The following is a 14,598-nucleotide window of genomic DNA, read 5'->3' on the forward strand; positions in this document are numbered from 1 at the left end:
CGGAGTCTGGGGTCTCCAAATCGCAAAAAAGGCGGGTCATTGACCCGCCTTTTTGTTTGTCTCGACGCTTGCGCCTTAGGCGGTGGCTTCGACCACGCGGACGGCTTTGGCCATTTCCAGCGCTTCCTTGCGGACCGCGTCCTGGACCTTTTCAAAGGCGCGGACTTCGATCTGGCGGACGCGCTCGCGGCTGATGTCGAACTCGGACGACAGGTCTTCCAGCGTCACCGGATCGTCGGAGAGGCGGCGTGCCTCGAAGATGCGGCGTTCGCGGTCGTTCAGCACGCTCATTGCCTTGGACAGCATGCGGCGGCGGGTGTCGAATTCGTCCTGCTCGATGAGCACTTCTTCCTGGCTGTCGTGATCGTCGACCAGCCAATCCTGCCACTGGCCGCTATCGCCCTCGGACGCCTTGATCGAGGCGTTGAGCGACGCGTCGCCAGACAGGCGGCGGTTCATCGATACGACCTCCTCCTCGGAGACGTTGAGCTTGGTCGCGATCTCGGAGACGTGTTCCGGCTTCAGGTCGCCATCGTCGATCGCCTGGAGGCGGCCCTTCAGGCGGCGCAGGTTGAAGAACAGACGCTTCTGGTTGGCGGTCGTGCCCATTTTCACGAGCGACCACGAACGCAGGATGTATTCCTGGATCGAGGCCTTGATCCACCACATGGCGTAGGTTGCCAGGCGGAAGCCGCGTTCCGGGTCGAACTTCTTCACGGCCTGCATGAGGCCGACATTACCTTCGGAGACGACTTCGCCGATCGGCAGGCCATAGCCGCGATAGCCCATTGCGATCTTCGCAACGAGGCGCAGATGGCTGGTGACGAGCTTGTGCGCAGCATCGCGGTCGCCATGTTCGGCATAGCGCTTGGCGAGCATGTATTCCTGCTGGGGTTCCAGCATCGGGAACTTGCGGATTTCGTCGAGATAACGGTTAAGACCGGCTTCGCCGGCCGTAATGGATGGCAGGTTGTTACGGGCCATGATTGCACCCTCCTATATAGATTCCGGTTCCCGATGGAACGCGTCCCCGCGTCGATAAAGGCAAACCGGGACGTGCGCCTCAAACTAGAGCCCGCACTAAGTCCATATACAGATAAGTATGGCCGAACAGGGGTTCAAGGCCAGAGGGGTCTTCACGAAGGCGTTATAGAGACGCCCCGCGAAGAGCCACGACAAGCTCCATCATATCATCAGGCAGTGGCGCCTCGAAGCGCATGATCTCACCGGTTCGGGGATGCTCGAACTGCAGCATATAGGCGTGGAGAGCCTGACGCTTGAAGCCGTTGACGACTTTGCGGGCATCATCGGGCAAGAGGTTCGCCTTGGTCTTGAAGCCGCCGCCATAGACGGCATCGCCGAGCAGCGGGTGGCCGATATGGGCCATGTGCACGCGGATCTGATGCGTGCGTCCGGTTTCGAGATGGCACTCGACGAGCGAGGCCAGCGACAGCGCGTTCGACGTTTCGTGAAAGCGCTCCAGCACCTCGTAGTGGGTGATCGCCTCGTCAGCTTCCTGATTGCCGGCGCGCTTCACTTCACGGCGCGTGCGGTCGGCGGTGCCGCGGCCGAGCGGCGCGTCGATCGTGCCCTTCAGCGTCGGTGGCCGGCCCCAGACGATCGCCTGGTAAGCGCGTTCGAGCGGCATGGTGCGGCCGTGATCGGCGAATTGCAGCGACAGGTGGCGATGGGCGACGTCGTTCTTTGCCACGATCATCACGCCCGTCGTATCCTTGTCCAGCCGGTGGACGATGCCGGGGCGCTTGACGCCGCCGATGCCGGAAAGGCTCTCGCCGCAATGGTGGATCAGCGCATTGACCAGCGTGCCGGTCCAGTTGCCGGCGGCCGGATGGACGACGAGACCGGACGGCTTGGAGATGACGATGACATCGTCGTCCTCGAAGAGGATGTCGAGCGGGATGTCCTCGCCCTTGGGTTCCGGGTCCTCAGCCTCGGGCAACAGGATCTCGTAGGTCTCGCCGGGCTTCACCTTCTTCTGCGGATCGGCGGCCGGAGCACCGTTGACCGTCAGCATGCCGTCCTTGATCAGCACCTTGACGCGGCTGCGCGAAAATTCGGCGCCGAGCTGGGCCGTCAGCCAGGCATCGAGGCGGCCTTCGGCGCTCTCGTCTGCCGTCAGGACTTTCCTAATGCCGGATGCTTGTTTAAAGGGGTCGCTCAAGACGCTTCTTCTCCGAGGAATTCATAGGACGCCGTAATGACGAAAATCGAGATAGACGACCAGGAAGAAAAGCCCCTTGATCCGGCAATGGAAAATGTCCGGCGCAAGATGGTTCGCCTGCAGATCGTCTCGGGCGCCATCATGTTTGTGAGCCTTATGGCGGTCTTCGGCGCCGTTGTCTACAAGGTGACGCGGACGGAACCTGCGGGTGGCGCACCCGTTGCCTCGAACGGCGTGCCGTCGGGTTCGCCGGTCAGCGGCACGGTCACACTGCCTTCAGGCTTTGCCGTTCAGTCGACCTCGCTTTCGGGCAGCCAGATCCTGTTCTACGGCCAGGGCGCCGATGGCAAGCACCGGGCGATCGTCGTCGATACCAAGACGGGCCACACCGTCGCCGACATCGCCGTCGCCGGCAATTGAGCCATGGCGGCCGCTCCCGTCACGATCGTTGATGCCGCGGATCCGCGGATCGCGGAGTTCCGCGAGATCCGCGAGCGTGACCTGACGGGGCGGCAGGGACGGTTCATCGCCGAGGGCACCGTCGTGTTGCGCATGCTGGCGCAGGCGCATCGCCGCGGCACCTTCGCCGCCGAAAAGATCCTGCTGCTCGCCAACCGGGCGGCAGGCGTTGCCGATATCGTTGCCGAGTTCCCGGACGATGTTCCGGTCTATATTGCCGAAGCCGAAACACTCGATGGCATTGTCGGCTTTCACCTGCATCGCGGCGTGCTGGCGCTCGGCCGGAAGCTTTCTCCCGAGACGAGCCTCCTCGACAGGCTGCCGGAACAGGCGCTGGTGATTGCCGGATGCGGCATTTCCAATCACGACAATGCCGGATCGATGTTCCGCAATGCGGCGGCCTTCAAGGCCGATGCGATCTTCCTCGACGAAACCTCCTGCGATCCGCTCTACCGCAAGGCGCTGCGCGTCTCGGTCGGTTCGGTGCTCAGCGTTCCCTATGAGCGCAGTGGTTCTGCGCTGGGCCTGTTGAGCGGGCTCGCGGAACGCGGCTTCGATATCTGGACGCTGTCGCCGCGCGGTACCGTCGATATCCGCGACATCCCGGCGTCGCCGCGCATGGCGCTGGTGGCGGGAACCGAGGGGGAGGGGCTGCCGGCGGAGATCCTCGCGCGCTTCCGCAGTGCCCGGATTCCACAGTCCGAGGGGCTGGACAGCCTGAACGTCGCGACGGCAACCGGGATCGCGCTGTTTTCCATGGCATCAGCCGCCAAGCGGATCTGACGCTTACTTGTCTTCGGTAAGGATCGCGGCGGCACGGCCGGCGAGATTGAGGCGGTCCTGAGCGCCGGTCTCGGCGGTTTCAGGCAGCAGCTTGCGGATCGGCGAGGTCTCGCCTTCCTTCAATGCCGTCAGCGCGACCACCTTGGCAGCGATCGAGGCGATCTCTTCGCGCAGCGCGCTGTCCTTGCCGGTGACGGTCTTGGCCTTGAGGATGCGGTCGGAGACGTCGGCACTGCGGGTGCGGACATCGTCTGCCAGACTTGCGGCAACGGCGGCAGGATCGATGCTCTCTTCCGGCTCGGCCGGTGGTGCATCGGGCAGGGCGTTCAGCAGCGAGCCGGAAACGCCGGCGTCGCGCATGGCGCGGCTTGCCTTGCGCAGCTCGGAATTGGCGCCCTTCAGCTGTTCCTTCAGCTTGGCGATTTCCTGCTGGCGGCGGGTGAGCAGCGTCTCCTTGTCGGAAGCGGATGCCGTTTCGCGGGCAGCCTTGTCTTCCAGGCGGATCACCATGTGTTCCTGCTGGGTCAGCTTCTGCTCGGCATCCTTGGCGCGCTTCTGCAGGAGGTTGACGTCCTGGCGCAGCGTATCGCGCTCGTCGCGCAGCGCATTGGCGCGGAACTTGACGCTTTCGATCTCGGTTTCGCGAGCCGCCATGTCGATCTTCAGGTTGTCGGACTGTTCGGCAAGCTTGTTCAGGCGGCTGCGCAGCGCTTCGAGTTCGCCTTCCTTCTGTGAGCTCGACTGCTCGGCAATATGAAGGCTGGTCTTCAGCTGGCTGATATAGTTCTCGTCCTTGCGCAGGTGAGAGCGCAGTTCGGCGGCCTCGACGTTGAGATCGCTGATCTGGCCCTGCAGGGTGCTGATCTCGGCGGCCAGCCGGCCGGCATCGAGCGCCAGCGAATCGTGGCGCAGCTGCAGCGACAGCGACTTCTCGCGCTCACGGGCAAGATCCTGCGTGGTGCGGGCATTGTCGGCGGCGTAGAGGGCGCGGACCATATCCTTCTGGGCGCGCACCTCCTGCGGGCTCAGCGGCATCGTCGCCTTCATCCGGTTTTCCGTATACCAGACGATGCGGCGGTGGATGGCGGGGGAAACCAGGAAGACCAGGAAGGCCGCTGTCAGAAAACCCAGCCCGAATAGAAGAGCGTATTCGATCACGGCGCGGTCAATGCTTCCAGAAAGTGATTTGCTTCGCGCCAATGATTACGCACGCGATGCGCGCGCGGCAAGTGGCGGATGGGTGACGGCGGGCAAGAATCCCGCCGTCCACTCCATTATCAGAAGGGGTTCCAGGTCGGGCCGGGGGTGATCTTCAGGTAGCCGACATTGACGCCGAGGCGGGCGCCGACGCCGGTGCGGATCGGCACGACGAGGACATTGTTGTTCTTCAGAAGCGTCATGCCGAAGCCGGCGATGACGAAGGCCTGGCCGCTGACGCCGCCGAAACGGGCATAGATGCTGTCGATCGAGGGAAGGTCGTAGACCAGCATCATGACGCGGGTGCCCTGACCGCCGTAGTCGATGCCGAGAGACGGGCCCTGCCAGTAGAGCGGATGCTCGCCGGCATTCTTGGTGTTGAGCTGGCCCTCGCCATAGGTCAGGCCGGCGATGAAGGCGCCAGAGCCTTCCTGGCCGAGAATGTAGCCGTTCGGCAGGCCGTATTTCTGGAAGGCGGCTTCGACAACCTTGGCGAGGCCGCCGCTGGTGGAGCCAAAGAAGGAGTGGCCGGCGTCGACGATCTCCTGCACGGTGTACTGACTGCTGTTGGCCTGCTGGGCGGCCGCCTGCTGCGAGGAGAGCATGAATGCAGAAATGGTCAGCGCGACAATAAGCCGGCAGAAGCCCATAAATCTTCCTGGGGATTGAAGGTGCATGGTGTCATCCGTTCATCATGGTCGGTTCAATGAGCCGTTTCCGGCAATTGACGCATTTTGCTCCGATCGTCTTAACAATCGGTTTACCAAATATGGTGTCATTATGGCGCCGAGTACGGGCGCAAACTTCGTGCAATTTTGATCAGGCAAGATATGGCGGAATGAAGTATTCGCCATCAGGAGACGATGATGTCCAAGAACCCAAATCTTACTTTGACCGGCCCGGACCTGGCTGCTCTTCTTTGCAGCCGCGTGTGCCATGACGTCATCTCGCCCGTCGGCGCCATCAACAACGGCCTGGAACTGCTCGATGAGGGCGGCGCCGACGCCGATGCCATGGATCTGATCCGCACCAGCGCGCTGAACGCCTCCGTCCGCCTCAAGTTCGCCCGCCTTGCCTTCGGTGCCTCCGGCTCCGTCGGCGCGTCGATCGACACAGGTGAAGCCGAGCGCGCTGCCAAGGATTTCGCGGCCGCCGAGAAGAAGACCGAGGTCACCTGGACCGGGCCGCGCGCCATCGTCGCCAAGAACCGCGTCAAGCTGCTGCTCAACCTGTTCCTCGTTGCCTACTCCTCGATCCCGCGCGGCGGCTCGATCGAGATCACGCTCGAAAATCCGGAATTCGACGCCAAGTTCAAGCTCGTCGCCAAGGGCAAGCTGATGCGCATGCCGCCGAAATTCGTCGAGATCGCTTCCGGCCATGTCGAAGAGGCTGTCGATGCCCACTCGATCCAGCCCTATTACACCGTCCTGCTCGCCGAGGAATGCGGCATGCAGCTCGGTCATTCGGCAACCGGCGAAGAGATTATTTTTACAGCCGAAATCGCTGCGGCCTAACGTTACGGTTGCATGAGAGCAGTTTGTCTCTTTCTCGGTAAGACTTCCTTAGCCTAATCGACCTATCCTTTCAGGCTGAGGAAGCGCCACCGGGACAGAAGTGGGGCGAAGGAGCAGTCATGCAGCGTTTCATGATCACCGACAGTTCGGACGTCGTTCGCAAGGTCGGAAAGCGTATCCTGTCCGAACTCGATTTCCTGGTCAGCGAGGCGTCAAACGCTTCCGAAGCGCTGTCGGCCTGCCAGACGGAACTGCCCGATTACCTCATCGTCGATTCCGGCATCGAGGGTGCCCTCGAGCTGATCACCACCATCCGCGGCATGGATGGCGGCAAGGAAGTGAAGATCTATTACTGCGTCATCGAGGCCGATCTGAAGAAGCTGATGGCCGGCAAGCGGGCAGGGGCGACCGACTTCCTGCTGAAGCCCTTCGATCGCAAGATCCTGACCGCCGTCTTCGGCAACCGGGCGATCGCCGCCTAATTCTCTTCCATTTCAAGTTCTTACGATGCTCGGGCCTGTCCCGAGCATTTTGCGTTTGTCTATGCAGTGGCAGATTTCCGCTACCTTGCGACCCGCACAAACAAAAAAATCCCGCCGGAAGGGCGGGATTTCTGAATTGGTAAAGGGGGTTCGGTATCAGGCGCTTTCGGCGTATTCGCTGCCATCGGGCTCGCGCAGCACATAGCCGCGGCCCCAGACGGTTTCGATGTAGTTGGCGCCGCCGGCAGCATTCGCGAGCTTCTTGCGCAGCTTGCAGATGAAGACGTCGATGATCTTCAGTTCCGGTTCGTCCATGCCGCCATAGAGGTGGTTCAGGAACATTTCCTTGGTGAGCGTGGTGCCCTTGCGGAGCGAAAGCAGCTCCAGCATCTGGTATTCCTTGCCCGTCAGGTGAACGCGCTGGCCACCGACTTCGACGGTCTTGGCGTCGAGGTTGACGATGAGCTCGCCCGTCATGATGACCGACTGAGCGTGGCCCTTCGAACGGCGGACGATGGCGTGGATGCGAGCGACGAGCTCGTCCTTGTGGAACGGCTTGGTCATGTAGTCGTCGGCGCCGAAGCCGAGACCGCGGACCTTGTCTTCGATGCCGGCCATACCCGAGAGGATGAGGATCGGTGTCTTGACCTTGGACAGGCGGAGAGTGCGAAGCACTTCATATCCGGACATGTCGGGAAGGTTCAAATCGAGAAGGATGATGTCGTAATCATACAGTTTGCCGAGGTCGACGCCTTCTTCACCGAGATCGGTGGTGTAAACGTTAAAACTCTCGGACTTGAGCATCAGTTCGATGCTCTGCGCTGTCGCGCTGTCGTCTTCAATCAGTAGTACCCGCATTATTATCCCCTTTACCGCCGCCGAAAGGTGGTCTGGCCCCCTACGCGATACCGAAATATGTCACTGCGTGATTTGGAAGCTGCCACGAAATGGTTAACAAATTCTATTCCACTCTGGCAAGGGGTAACGAATTTATTAAATATTTTGTCCATTCCGCTGTTTTCCAACGAGAATCCGCAAGGCCAAATCCTTAACTTTTACATTAAGAACGGCCGCTAAGCGATTCATTCGACTCAGCAATGAAAAGGTTTCGGAAATCGCGTAGTGATGTTTACCGAGCCTTAAATCATCGGGCCTATCATTAACGATGCCCGTAAACGAAAGGTTACCAGCGGTAGGTTTTTGTTAATACCGACGGAAATTTTTTGGGCAAACCGTCTCAAAGCGGTGCGCAAGGGGCAATTTAGTAGAGCCGGGGTCTCGCATCACTGGAGTAATGCGTATGAAGTCGCGTGAGAGCCTAGTTCGCCTGAAGGAGTTTCAGGTGAACGAAAAACGACGTCAGCTGCAGCAATTGCAGATGATGATGTCGGAATTCGAACGGATGACGAAGGATCTGGAAAGCCAGATCGTCGTCGAAGAGAAGAAGTCCGGCATTTCCGATCCGAATCACTTCGCCTACCCGACCTTCGCCAAGGCCGCTCGTCAGCGCGCCGACAATCTTCAGGTTTCGATCAAGGAACTGAAGATGCAGGAAGAAGCTCTGGAACAGGCGCTCGAGGAGATGCAGGCAGAATATGCCCGCGCAGCCGCCCTCGAGGAGCGTGACGGCGCAATTCGCGCACGGGCGTAATCAAGCTGGCGATGGATGCCGTCACCGGCATCCTGGGGAATCGCCGAAGAAAAAGCCACGTATGATGGGCCTCAGTCCGTCATACGTGGCTTTTGGTGTTTTTTTGACCGTCAGAGTTTCAGAAGACGGACGCTTTTCGACGGAACCAGCGCCAGGATGCGCACGCCTTCGCTAACCTTGTCATAAAGAATGATGTGGCTTTGGTGCTCGTGGCGCCTGACACCCTCGCCAATCCTGCTGGCGGGCCGTCCCATATCGGGGTTGCCGGCGATCAATTCGAAACAGTTCTTCAGGCTGTCCCGGTAGCGCCTCGCCTGAGGCACGCCGAAGAGCTCGATGCTTTGCAGAAAAATGGCGAGGAGGTCGCGCTCGGCGCGCGCGGTTAAGACATATCGGCTCAAGAGGCACCGGTGCGGCGCGCAGCGAGCGCTTCCGCCTCGGCGAAAATCTCATCCACGCTTCGCTTGCCGGTGCCGCTTGCACGCGACGCAGCGACGATGTCCTGAAGTTCGGTGACCGACAGCGTCTCGCCCTGCTGCGTCCGGTCCATCAGGATCAGGTCGCGCAGATAGTCTTCAGCATTGGCATAGTTGCCTTTGCTGACGCGGCTTTCGACCCAGTCACTCTGCTGATCGGAAAGCGATATTGTTAAGCGAGCCATCGGTCACCTCTTGATGCAAACAGGATAATCGGTGGACGCGCGTTTGCCAAATGCCTCTCAGTTCACGACATCGCGCCATTCCTCGTGGCGCTGGGACTGTGCCTTGAAGAAAGGGCAGAGCGCGAAGATCTTCCAGCCGCCCTTGCGGGCTTCCTCGACGGCGTGCAGGGCGAGTGCCTGGCCGACGCCCTTGCCGCGCAGGGCATCGGGTACACCGGTGTGGTCGATGATGACGAGCTTCGGCGAGGTGCGGGAATAGCTCATTTCGGCCTCGTGTCCCTCGACTTCAGCGACATAACGGCCGCCCGAGGCATTTTCTTCGTTGCGGATATCCATTCTATTGTCCTCCGAAAGAGTTGCGTTGCCCGAACGTGGCATGGCGGGCAGGGGCTCACAAGCCGGGACAGGTGGCGACGCAGTGTTCATCGGATTGATGGGGGAGAGGGATTGATGGCGAGATTGGCGTGGATAAAGCCGGTGCTTCTGGTTGCGGCGCCGTTCTTTCTGGCGCTTGGGCTGGTGCTGCCGCTGATCCGCTTCGAGACGCTTTACTTTTTCGACGAGACGCCGTCGCTGATCGGGATCATCGCTTCGCTGTGGAGCGGCGGCGATGCATTGCTTGCGGCGATCGTCGTTCTCGTGTCGATCATTCTGCCGGTCTGCAAGATTGTCAGTCTCGCCGTTGAGGCGACAGCGGCCGGCGGCGGAACCGGCAGCTGGTTTTATCGTCACGCCGTACCTCACCTGTCCAAGTGGTCAATGATGGACGTTTTATTGGTGGCGGTCGTGATTGCGGCGGCAAAGACGACGGGGCTTGCGGATGCTTTCACCCAGCCCGGCCTCTGGTGCTACGCCGCGTCGACAATAATTTCGGGCCTTCTTCATTCTCTGAGCGAGAATGCGTCCGGCCCGAAGTAATGTCGTTGCCTTGCGGCGATTAGTGGCGGTACTGCTGGATACGCGTCGTGCGCAGGCCGGCAAGGCCGTGGCTGCTGATCGACGACTGCCAGGACAGGAATTCTTCAACGGTGAGCGTGTAACGCTCGCACGCTTCTTCCAAGCTCAACAGGCCACCGCGAACTGCCGCGACAACCTCAGCCTTGCGACGGATCACCCAGCGCCGGGTATTCGGCGGGGGAAGGTCCGCAATCGTAAGCGGGCTGCCATCGGGGCCGATGACATATTTTACTCGGGGTCGTATCATTTCGGTCATTGGGACTCTCTACACAACTCAAGACCACAGATGGCACTCTAGCCCGTCACATTTAAAAATTGCCTAAACTGATCGTAAGACTTTGATAACAACTTTAAGTGCCGGAGCTACCCACCCCGGGACGAACTTCCGTTACGTCAATTTGAGCCGGCTGCATGGCTCCCATGCGTAATAAATAATATCTATATTTCGCGGGAAGATTTATAAGCGCTGCAACATTAAGAATGAGCGCAAGACATCGTCTCCGTTCTTCTCGCAGTATCAGTCAAAGAATAGTGTTTGCAGCTCCCGTCCCGCCGACGCGGGGCTTCGCGGCTTTCTTTTGCTGTTTCCGGCGCCGTGGATGGCCTGCCGGTGCGAGAGCTGGGCAGGCGCGCGCGGTTGAGGACATAAGAGATGACGAGACGTGAGCGCGCAGTGCGTAACTGCGCAGACGATAACGCTTTTTCGCTTTCTACCACCGCCCGCCAAGGCGATCTCAAGATCGAGTTCAAGCGCAGCCTTGAGCGCATGACCAAGGAAGCGGGCTTCGATTTCTTTCTTATTGCATCCTTCCCACGCGGCGACGCCACCTCCTTTGTCGAAAACCGCATTGCCAGCAACTGGCCGCAGACGCTCGTCAACCTCTATGAAGAGGCCGACATGTTTTACTGCAGCGAGCTGGTTAACGCGCTGAAGCACACGATCATCCCGGTCTATTGCAATGCGGGAACTTTTGGCGGCGCGGCTGCAAATATTGAAAACCGCCGGTTGAACGCGGTCTTCCAGATGCATGGCCTGCAGGCAACTTTCGGCTTTTCGCTGCATGACGCTGATCTAAAACAGTACATCTTTGCATTCTCCGGAACGCGCGCTGCGCTTGAATATGAAGAGCAGATGGCGCTTTTCTTCGCGGCGATGCAGGCGCTCGACCGGTTCAGCATTGCCAATCGCGGTGAAGAAGGGCCGGCTGAAACGCTGACGCGGCGCGAAATCGAATGTCTGCGCTGGTCGGCGGCTGGAAAAAGCAGCGACGAGATTGCCATCATTCTCGATCTCTCGTCGCATACCGTCGTCGGCTATCTGAAGAGCGCGATGCGCAAGCTCGATTCGGTCAATCGCATGCAGGCCGTCGCCCGTGCGCTCCGTTACCGCCTGCTCTGATCCCTAGAGCAGGATCGCACTGATCTCCGTTTCTCCGGCGCCGAACTTATATTGCGCCGTTCCCGTATGCAGGATCGACAGCCAGTCGCCGGCGGCAAGCTGGGCGAGGCCGAAGGCCGTCTGTCTTGATGCGACGGTGGTCGCCACGCCGGCGATCGCTGCAAGCGCGGTGCTGCCATTGGCTTCCAGCCGCGCGCCATAAGCCGAGCTCGTCACGGTGCTCACCGACAGAATCAGCAGATAGAGACCCGAGGCCGGAACCGTCAGCCGGTTGCCGCCGCCGGAGGGGACGGCTGCGCCAAGCGAAAAGCCGCCCTGTTGCACATGCAGCGCGTTGAAGCCGGTGCGGGTGTTGTTGCCGGGCGTCGTGGTCGCCGCCGCCAGGGCGGCGCGAGCGACCGGGCGGGCCGGGGTCTTGACGATGCCACCTGCGGCTATCGCCAGCGCCGTTTCCCAGGCAGACCCGTCACCGCTGACCTTGATTGCGAATTCATCATTTCCGGCAAGCCCCATCTCGGCCCGGCCCGACCAGTTGGACTGGAAGAGCAGCGAGGCCGTTTCGGCGGCGGAGGCCTTGTTGACCTTCACCTGATGGCCGTGGCCCTCATGATTGAAGAGGCTGGCGGGGGAGGCGACGGCCAGCCGGTTCTGTGCGTCGGCGCTGGCGTTCAGGCCGAGAAGCGGCAGGCTGGCCGGCGGTGGCGGTACCAGATCGCTCCAGACGCCGGCGGCGAAGACGCGGAGCCTCGATACGGCGGCGAAATAGGCCCGCCAGCCATCGCGCGGCAGAATGTAGATCCAGGCGCCGTCCTGCCGGAAGGCGAGACGGCCGTCCTTGCCTGACCAGATGCCGGTTGCCCCAGCAGAGACGAGATAGCAGGCGCCTTCGGCCGGGTCTTCCGGTGCGGCTGACGCTTCGGCTGATATCGTCAACTGGGTCACGGCATCGATCAGCTGCAGCGCTTCGTTATGGGTGACGTGCTTCTGGGCCTGCGACGGCAGGATATAGGGAAGGGCGAGATTGATTGTCATGTCGGACATGCATGCGGCCTCCATAGCGGTGCCGCTGATCTTATGTCCGCTCAGATGCGCGGGGAGGGCAAGGCTCGCTTGCTGCTGATCTCCAAGCCATTTCGGCCTTGCTTATGCGCGCTGCAGCGCCCGCTTGCGGCTGCCCCAAGAGATGAAATCCGGATTGACGAAATCCGGATCGCCGGGCTTGCCGTAGCCGAGAGGCTCGCCGTCCAGCGTCAGCGTCGTGCCGCCCGCGGCCCTGAGCACCGCGTCACCCGCGGCCGTGTCCCACTCCATCGTGCGGGTAAAGCGCGGGTAGACATCGGCCTTGCCCTCGGCGAGCAGGCAGAATTTCAGCGACGAACCGATATTGGTGCATTCGGAAATGGCGTGCTTCTTCAGGAAGCTGTCGGTGGCCGGGCTGTTGTGGCAACGGCTGGCGAGCGCCAGGCGATGCTCCGGCTCGTCGCGCACGGCGATCTTCTCGCGGCGGTCAACGGTGAAGTCGTCGCCGACATGCAGTTTCTCGGCGCTGCCCGATTCGCCGACGAAGGCGACGCCGAGGGCAGGGGCGTAGACGATGCCCGCCAGCGGAACGCCGTTTTCGATATAGGCGATATTGACCGTGAATTCCTTGCGCTTGTCGACGAACTCGCGCGTGCCATCGAGCGGATCGACAAGGAAGAAGGGTCGGCCGGCGATGTCAGGCACATGTCCCGCGGCCACCGATTCCTCGGCGATGACAGGAATGTCGGGGAAGTCGCGGCTCAGATGCGCCAGGATGATGATCTCGGCTTCATGATCGGCGAGTGTCACCGGCGTGGCATCGGCCTTGGTCGAGACTGTGCATCCGGCGCGGAATATCTCGATGATCTTCCGTCCTGCTTCCAGGGCTGCATTTTCGAATGTCGATAGCATCGGCTCTTGCGGTTTGGGACCGGGAAGCGAACCCGGCGAAGCGGCAACTATAGCCGCAAATATAGGGATGAGGCCAGAGTTTTGCATTTTTCCTGCTGGTCGCAGCCAAAGGCGGTGGCCTGGAATAGTTTTCACCGGCTCGTGTTTTAGCCGGTCAGAATTTGCTTCGAATTCCAGTCTTGTGGAATAGCATTCGCAAATCGGAAATGATGGCTGCCACCGAATTGCCGCAATGGTTAATCCACAGGCGCGGTTTGGCTAAATTTTTGTCATATAATGCCTTTTTCGTGTGGATTTTGATTTGTATCGCGCCATTTAAGCGCAGTTGAGCAAGAATCTGACTCAGTAAAGCCTTTTTGTCTTCACATTTTCCCTGAAAGCGCTATGCATGCGGCTACGAGGTTCCGATTTAAAAGCGGAGCCCTAACCAAAAAGAGATGCAGCCATGTTGGTTCGCATCCAGGGGAAATGACATATGGAGTACTTTATCCAGCAGCTCTTCAATGGGCTGACTCTTGGATCCATCTATGGTCTCGTCGCTATTGGCTATACGATGGTTTACGGCATTGTCGGCATGATCAATTTCGCCCATGGCGATGTCTTCATGCTCGGTGGTTTCGCTGCTCTTATCGTCTTTCTCGTTCTCACATCCATCTTTGCAGGTCTTCCGGTAGCAGTTCTTCTGCTGGCGATGCTTGTTGTTGCGATGCTGATGACGAGTTTGTGGAACTGGACGATCGAGCGAGTTGCATACCGTCCGCTGCGCGGTTCGTTCCGCCTGGCGCCGCTGATCACCGCGATCGGCATGTCGATCACGCTTTCCAACTTTATCCAGGTGACGCAGGGCCCGCGCAACAAGCCGATCCCGCCGCTGGTAAGTTCGGTCTATAATATCGGCGGTATCTCGGTCTCGCTGAAGCAGATCATCATCATCGTCATCACCGTCGTTCTTCTGGCTGCCTTCTGGTACCTCGTGAACCGCACGGCGCTCGGCCGCGCCCAGCGCGCCACCGAGCAGGACCGCAAGATGGCGGCGCTTCTCGGCGTCAATGTCGACCAGACGATCTCCATCACCTTCATCATGGGCGCCGCGCTCGCTGCCGTCGCCGGTACGATGTACCTGATGTATTATGGCGTTGCGTCCTTCACGGATGGCTTCACCCCTGGCGTCAAGGCGTTCACGGCTGCCGTTCTCGGCGGTATCGGCTCGCTGCCGGGTGCAGTCTTCGGTGGTCTGCTGATCGGCCTCATCGAGTCGCTCTGGTCCGCATATTTCACCATCGCCTACAAGGACGTCGCGACCTTCGCGATCCTGGCTTTCGTCCTGATCTTCAAGCCGACCGGTATTCTCGGACGGCCGGAAGTCGAGAAGGTATAAACG

19 protein-coding genes are annotated in these 14,598 nt (G+C 60.3%); 8 read left to right on the top strand and 11 right to left on the bottom strand.

Annotated elements, in window-relative coordinates:
* Nucleotides 1–75: 75 nt before the first annotated feature.
* Nucleotides 76–984, bottom strand: a complete 909-nt coding sequence (gene rpoH / locus ACODR6_RS23795; RefSeq protein WP_489024783.1) for an RNA polymerase sigma factor RpoH — start codon at nt 982–984, stop codon at nt 76–78.
* Nucleotides 985–1,147: 163 nt separating this feature from the next.
* Nucleotides 1,148–2,182, bottom strand: coding sequence for an RluA family pseudouridine synthase (locus tag ACODR6_RS23800; RefSeq protein ID WP_489024785.1), 1,035 nt, complete (start codon nt 2,180–2,182; stop codon nt 1,148–1,150).
* A 36-nt stretch (nt 2,183–2,218) separates the two neighbouring features.
* Here ACODR6_RS23800 and ACODR6_RS23805 point away from each other — a divergent pair, with 36 nt between their 5' ends.
* Both ACODR6_RS23805 and ACODR6_RS23810 read left to right on the top strand, forming a co-directional pair.
* Entirely contained in the window at nt 2,219–2,602 is a 384-nt protein-coding gene (locus ACODR6_RS23805; RefSeq protein WP_489024787.1) for a hypothetical protein, read from the top strand.
* A 3-nt stretch (nt 2,603–2,605) separates the two neighbouring features.
* Nucleotides 2,606–3,424: a TrmH family RNA methyltransferase gene (locus ACODR6_RS23810; protein WP_489024789.1), complete on the top strand. Its 819-nt coding sequence runs from the start codon at nt 2,606–2,608 to the stop codon at nt 3,422–3,424.
* Between the two features lie 3 nt (nt 3,425–3,427).
* Here the strand turns inward: ACODR6_RS23810 and ACODR6_RS23815 are convergent, their stop codons facing one another.
* Both ACODR6_RS23815 and ACODR6_RS23820 read right to left on the bottom strand, forming a co-directional pair.
* Nucleotides 3,428–4,582, bottom strand: coding sequence for a hypothetical protein (locus ACODR6_RS23815; RefSeq protein ID WP_489024791.1), 1,155 nt, complete (start codon nt 4,580–4,582; stop codon nt 3,428–3,430).
* Nucleotides 4,583–4,701: 119 nt separating this feature from the next.
* Nucleotides 4,702–5,298, bottom strand: coding sequence for a DUF1134 domain-containing protein (locus ACODR6_RS23820; protein ID WP_112711441.1), 597 nt, complete (start codon nt 5,296–5,298; stop codon nt 4,702–4,704).
* A 189-nt stretch (nt 5,299–5,487) separates the two neighbouring features.
* Between ACODR6_RS23820 and chpT the strand changes: the two genes are divergently transcribed.
* Together chpT and ACODR6_RS23830 are read left to right on the top strand one after the other, a co-directional pair.
* Complete coding sequence (gene chpT, locus ACODR6_RS23825) at nt 5,488–6,135, top strand: histidine phosphotransferase ChpT (protein WP_112711440.1); 648 nt, start codon at nt 5,488–5,490, stop codon at nt 6,133–6,135.
* A gap of 119 nt (nt 6,136–6,254) precedes the next feature.
* A complete protein-coding gene (locus tag ACODR6_RS23830; RefSeq protein ID WP_112711439.1) occupies nt 6,255–6,617 on the top strand; it encodes a response regulator in 363 nt (120 codons plus the stop codon).
* 156 nt (nt 6,618–6,773) lie between these two features.
* Here ACODR6_RS23830 and ctrA read toward each other — a convergent pair whose 3' ends face one another.
* Nucleotides 6,774–7,475, bottom strand: a complete 702-nt coding sequence (gene ctrA / locus ACODR6_RS23835; RefSeq protein WP_112711438.1) for a response regulator transcription factor CtrA — start codon at nt 7,473–7,475, stop codon at nt 6,774–6,776.
* A gap of 442 nt (nt 7,476–7,917) precedes the next feature.
* On the opposite strand from ctrA, the gene ACODR6_RS23840 reads away from it, so the two are divergent.
* Nucleotides 7,918–8,268: a flagellar export protein FliJ gene (locus tag ACODR6_RS23840; RefSeq protein ID WP_112390402.1), complete on the top strand. Its 351-nt coding sequence runs from the start codon at nt 7,918–7,920 to the stop codon at nt 8,266–8,268.
* A gap of 110 nt (nt 8,269–8,378) precedes the next feature.
* Here ACODR6_RS23840 and ACODR6_RS23845 read toward each other — a convergent pair whose 3' ends face one another.
* From ACODR6_RS23845 to ACODR6_RS23855, 3 genes are read right to left on the bottom strand one after another with little or no spacing between them, the layout of a single operon-like run.
* On the bottom strand, nt 8,379–8,669 hold the full coding sequence (locus ACODR6_RS23845; protein ID WP_203428179.1) for a type II toxin-antitoxin system RelE/ParE family toxin: 291 nt from the start codon (nt 8,667–8,669) through the stop codon (nt 8,379–8,381).
* The gene (locus ACODR6_RS23850) at nt 8,666–8,929 is read right to left on the bottom strand and encodes a ribbon-helix-helix domain-containing protein (protein WP_203428180.1); all 264 of its coding nucleotides are present in this window, start codon (nt 8,927–8,929) and stop codon (nt 8,666–8,668) included. The genes ACODR6_RS23845 and ACODR6_RS23850 overlap by 4 nt, the downstream gene beginning before the upstream one ends.
* 57 nt (nt 8,930–8,986) lie before the next feature.
* Nucleotides 8,987–9,265: a GNAT family N-acetyltransferase gene (locus ACODR6_RS23855; RefSeq protein WP_112711435.1), complete on the bottom strand. Its 279-nt coding sequence runs from the start codon at nt 9,263–9,265 to the stop codon at nt 8,987–8,989.
* Nucleotides 9,266–9,379: 114 nt separating this feature from the next.
* Between ACODR6_RS23855 and ACODR6_RS23860 the strand changes: the two genes are divergently transcribed.
* Entirely contained in the window at nt 9,380–9,847 is a 468-nt protein-coding gene (locus tag ACODR6_RS23860) for a paraquat-inducible protein A (RefSeq protein WP_112711434.1), read from the top strand.
* A 19-nt stretch (nt 9,848–9,866) separates the two neighbouring features.
* On the opposite strand, the gene sciP is transcribed toward ACODR6_RS23860, so the two are convergent.
* The gene (sciP, locus tag ACODR6_RS23865) at nt 9,867–10,142 is read right to left on the bottom strand and encodes a CtrA inhibitor SciP (protein WP_034476390.1); all 276 of its coding nucleotides are present in this window, start codon (nt 10,140–10,142) and stop codon (nt 9,867–9,869) included.
* A gap of 396 nt (nt 10,143–10,538) precedes the next feature.
* Between sciP and ACODR6_RS23870 the strand changes: the two genes are divergently transcribed.
* Nucleotides 10,539–11,285 (top strand): LuxR C-terminal-related transcriptional regulator, encoded by a 747-nt coding sequence (locus ACODR6_RS23870; RefSeq protein ID WP_130283983.1) that lies wholly within the window; start codon nt 10,539–10,541, stop codon nt 11,283–11,285.
* A 3-nt stretch (nt 11,286–11,288) separates the two neighbouring features.
* On the opposite strand, the gene ACODR6_RS23875 is transcribed toward ACODR6_RS23870, so the two are convergent.
* Both ACODR6_RS23875 and cysQ read right to left on the bottom strand, forming a co-directional pair.
* Nucleotides 11,289–12,326 carry a DUF2793 domain-containing protein gene (locus ACODR6_RS23875; protein WP_489024795.1) on the bottom strand — a complete coding sequence of 346 codons (1,038 nt, stop codon included), beginning with the start codon at nt 12,324–12,326 and terminating at the stop codon, nt 11,289–11,291.
* Between the two features lie 102 nt (nt 12,327–12,428).
* The gene (gene cysQ / locus ACODR6_RS23880; RefSeq protein WP_199627672.1) at nt 12,429–13,217 is read right to left on the bottom strand and encodes a 3'(2'),5'-bisphosphate nucleotidase CysQ; all 789 of its coding nucleotides are present in this window, start codon (nt 13,215–13,217) and stop codon (nt 12,429–12,431) included.
* Nucleotides 13,218–13,692: 475 nt separating this feature from the next.
* Here cysQ and ACODR6_RS23885 point away from each other — a divergent pair, with 475 nt between their 5' ends.
* Nucleotides 13,693–14,595 (top strand): branched-chain amino acid ABC transporter permease, encoded by a 903-nt coding sequence (locus ACODR6_RS23885; RefSeq protein ID WP_075856523.1) that lies wholly within the window; start codon nt 13,693–13,695, stop codon nt 14,593–14,595.
* The last annotated feature ends 3 nt before the right edge of the window (nt 14,596–14,598 follow it).

This window comes from Rhizobium sp. FG96 (assembly GCF_057808655.1).

Bases quoted from the DNA above. Each gene is read 5' to 3' on its own strand.
- rpoH (WP_489024783.1), bottom strand. From the start codon at position 984: ATGGCCCGTAACAACCTGCCATCCATTACGGCCGGCGAAGCCGGTCTT.
- ACODR6_RS23805 (WP_489024787.1), top strand. From the start codon at position 2,219: ATGACGAAAATCGAGATAGACGACCAGGAAGAAAAGCCCCTTGATCCG.
- ACODR6_RS23810 (WP_489024789.1), top strand. From the start codon at position 2,606: ATGGCGGCCGCTCCCGTCACGATCGTTGATGCCGCGGATCCGCGGATC.
- ACODR6_RS23820 (WP_112711441.1), bottom strand. From the start codon at position 5,298: ATGCACCTTCAATCCCCAGGAAGATTTATGGGCTTCTGCCGGCTTATT.
- chpT (WP_112711440.1), top strand. From the start codon at position 5,488: ATGTCCAAGAACCCAAATCTTACTTTGACCGGCCCGGACCTGGCTGCT.
- ACODR6_RS23830 (WP_112711439.1), top strand. From the start codon at position 6,255: ATGCAGCGTTTCATGATCACCGACAGTTCGGACGTCGTTCGCAAGGTC.
- ctrA (WP_112711438.1), bottom strand. From the start codon at position 7,475: ATGCGGGTACTACTGATTGAAGACGACAGCGCGACAGCGCAGAGCATC.
- ACODR6_RS23840 (WP_112390402.1), top strand. From the start codon at position 7,918: ATGAAGTCGCGTGAGAGCCTAGTTCGCCTGAAGGAGTTTCAGGTGAAC.
- ACODR6_RS23850 (WP_203428180.1), bottom strand. From the start codon at position 8,929: ATGGCTCGCTTAACAATATCGCTTTCCGATCAGCAGAGTGACTGGGTC.
- ACODR6_RS23855 (WP_112711435.1), bottom strand. From the start codon at position 9,265: ATGGATATCCGCAACGAAGAAAATGCCTCGGGCGGCCGTTATGTCGCT.
- ACODR6_RS23860 (WP_112711434.1), top strand. From the start codon at position 9,380: ATGGCGAGATTGGCGTGGATAAAGCCGGTGCTTCTGGTTGCGGCGCCG.
- sciP (WP_034476390.1), bottom strand. From the start codon at position 10,142: ATGACCGAAATGATACGACCCCGAGTAAAATATGTCATCGGCCCCGAT.
- ACODR6_RS23870 (WP_130283983.1), top strand. From the start codon at position 10,539: ATGACGAGACGTGAGCGCGCAGTGCGTAACTGCGCAGACGATAACGCT.
- ACODR6_RS23875 (WP_489024795.1), bottom strand. From the start codon at position 12,326: ATGTCCGACATGACAATCAATCTCGCCCTTCCCTATATCCTGCCGTCG.
- cysQ (WP_199627672.1), bottom strand. From the start codon at position 13,217: ATGCTATCGACATTCGAAAATGCAGCCCTGGAAGCAGGACGGAAGATC.
- ACODR6_RS23885 (WP_075856523.1), top strand. From the start codon at position 13,693: ATGGAGTACTTTATCCAGCAGCTCTTCAATGGGCTGACTCTTGGATCC.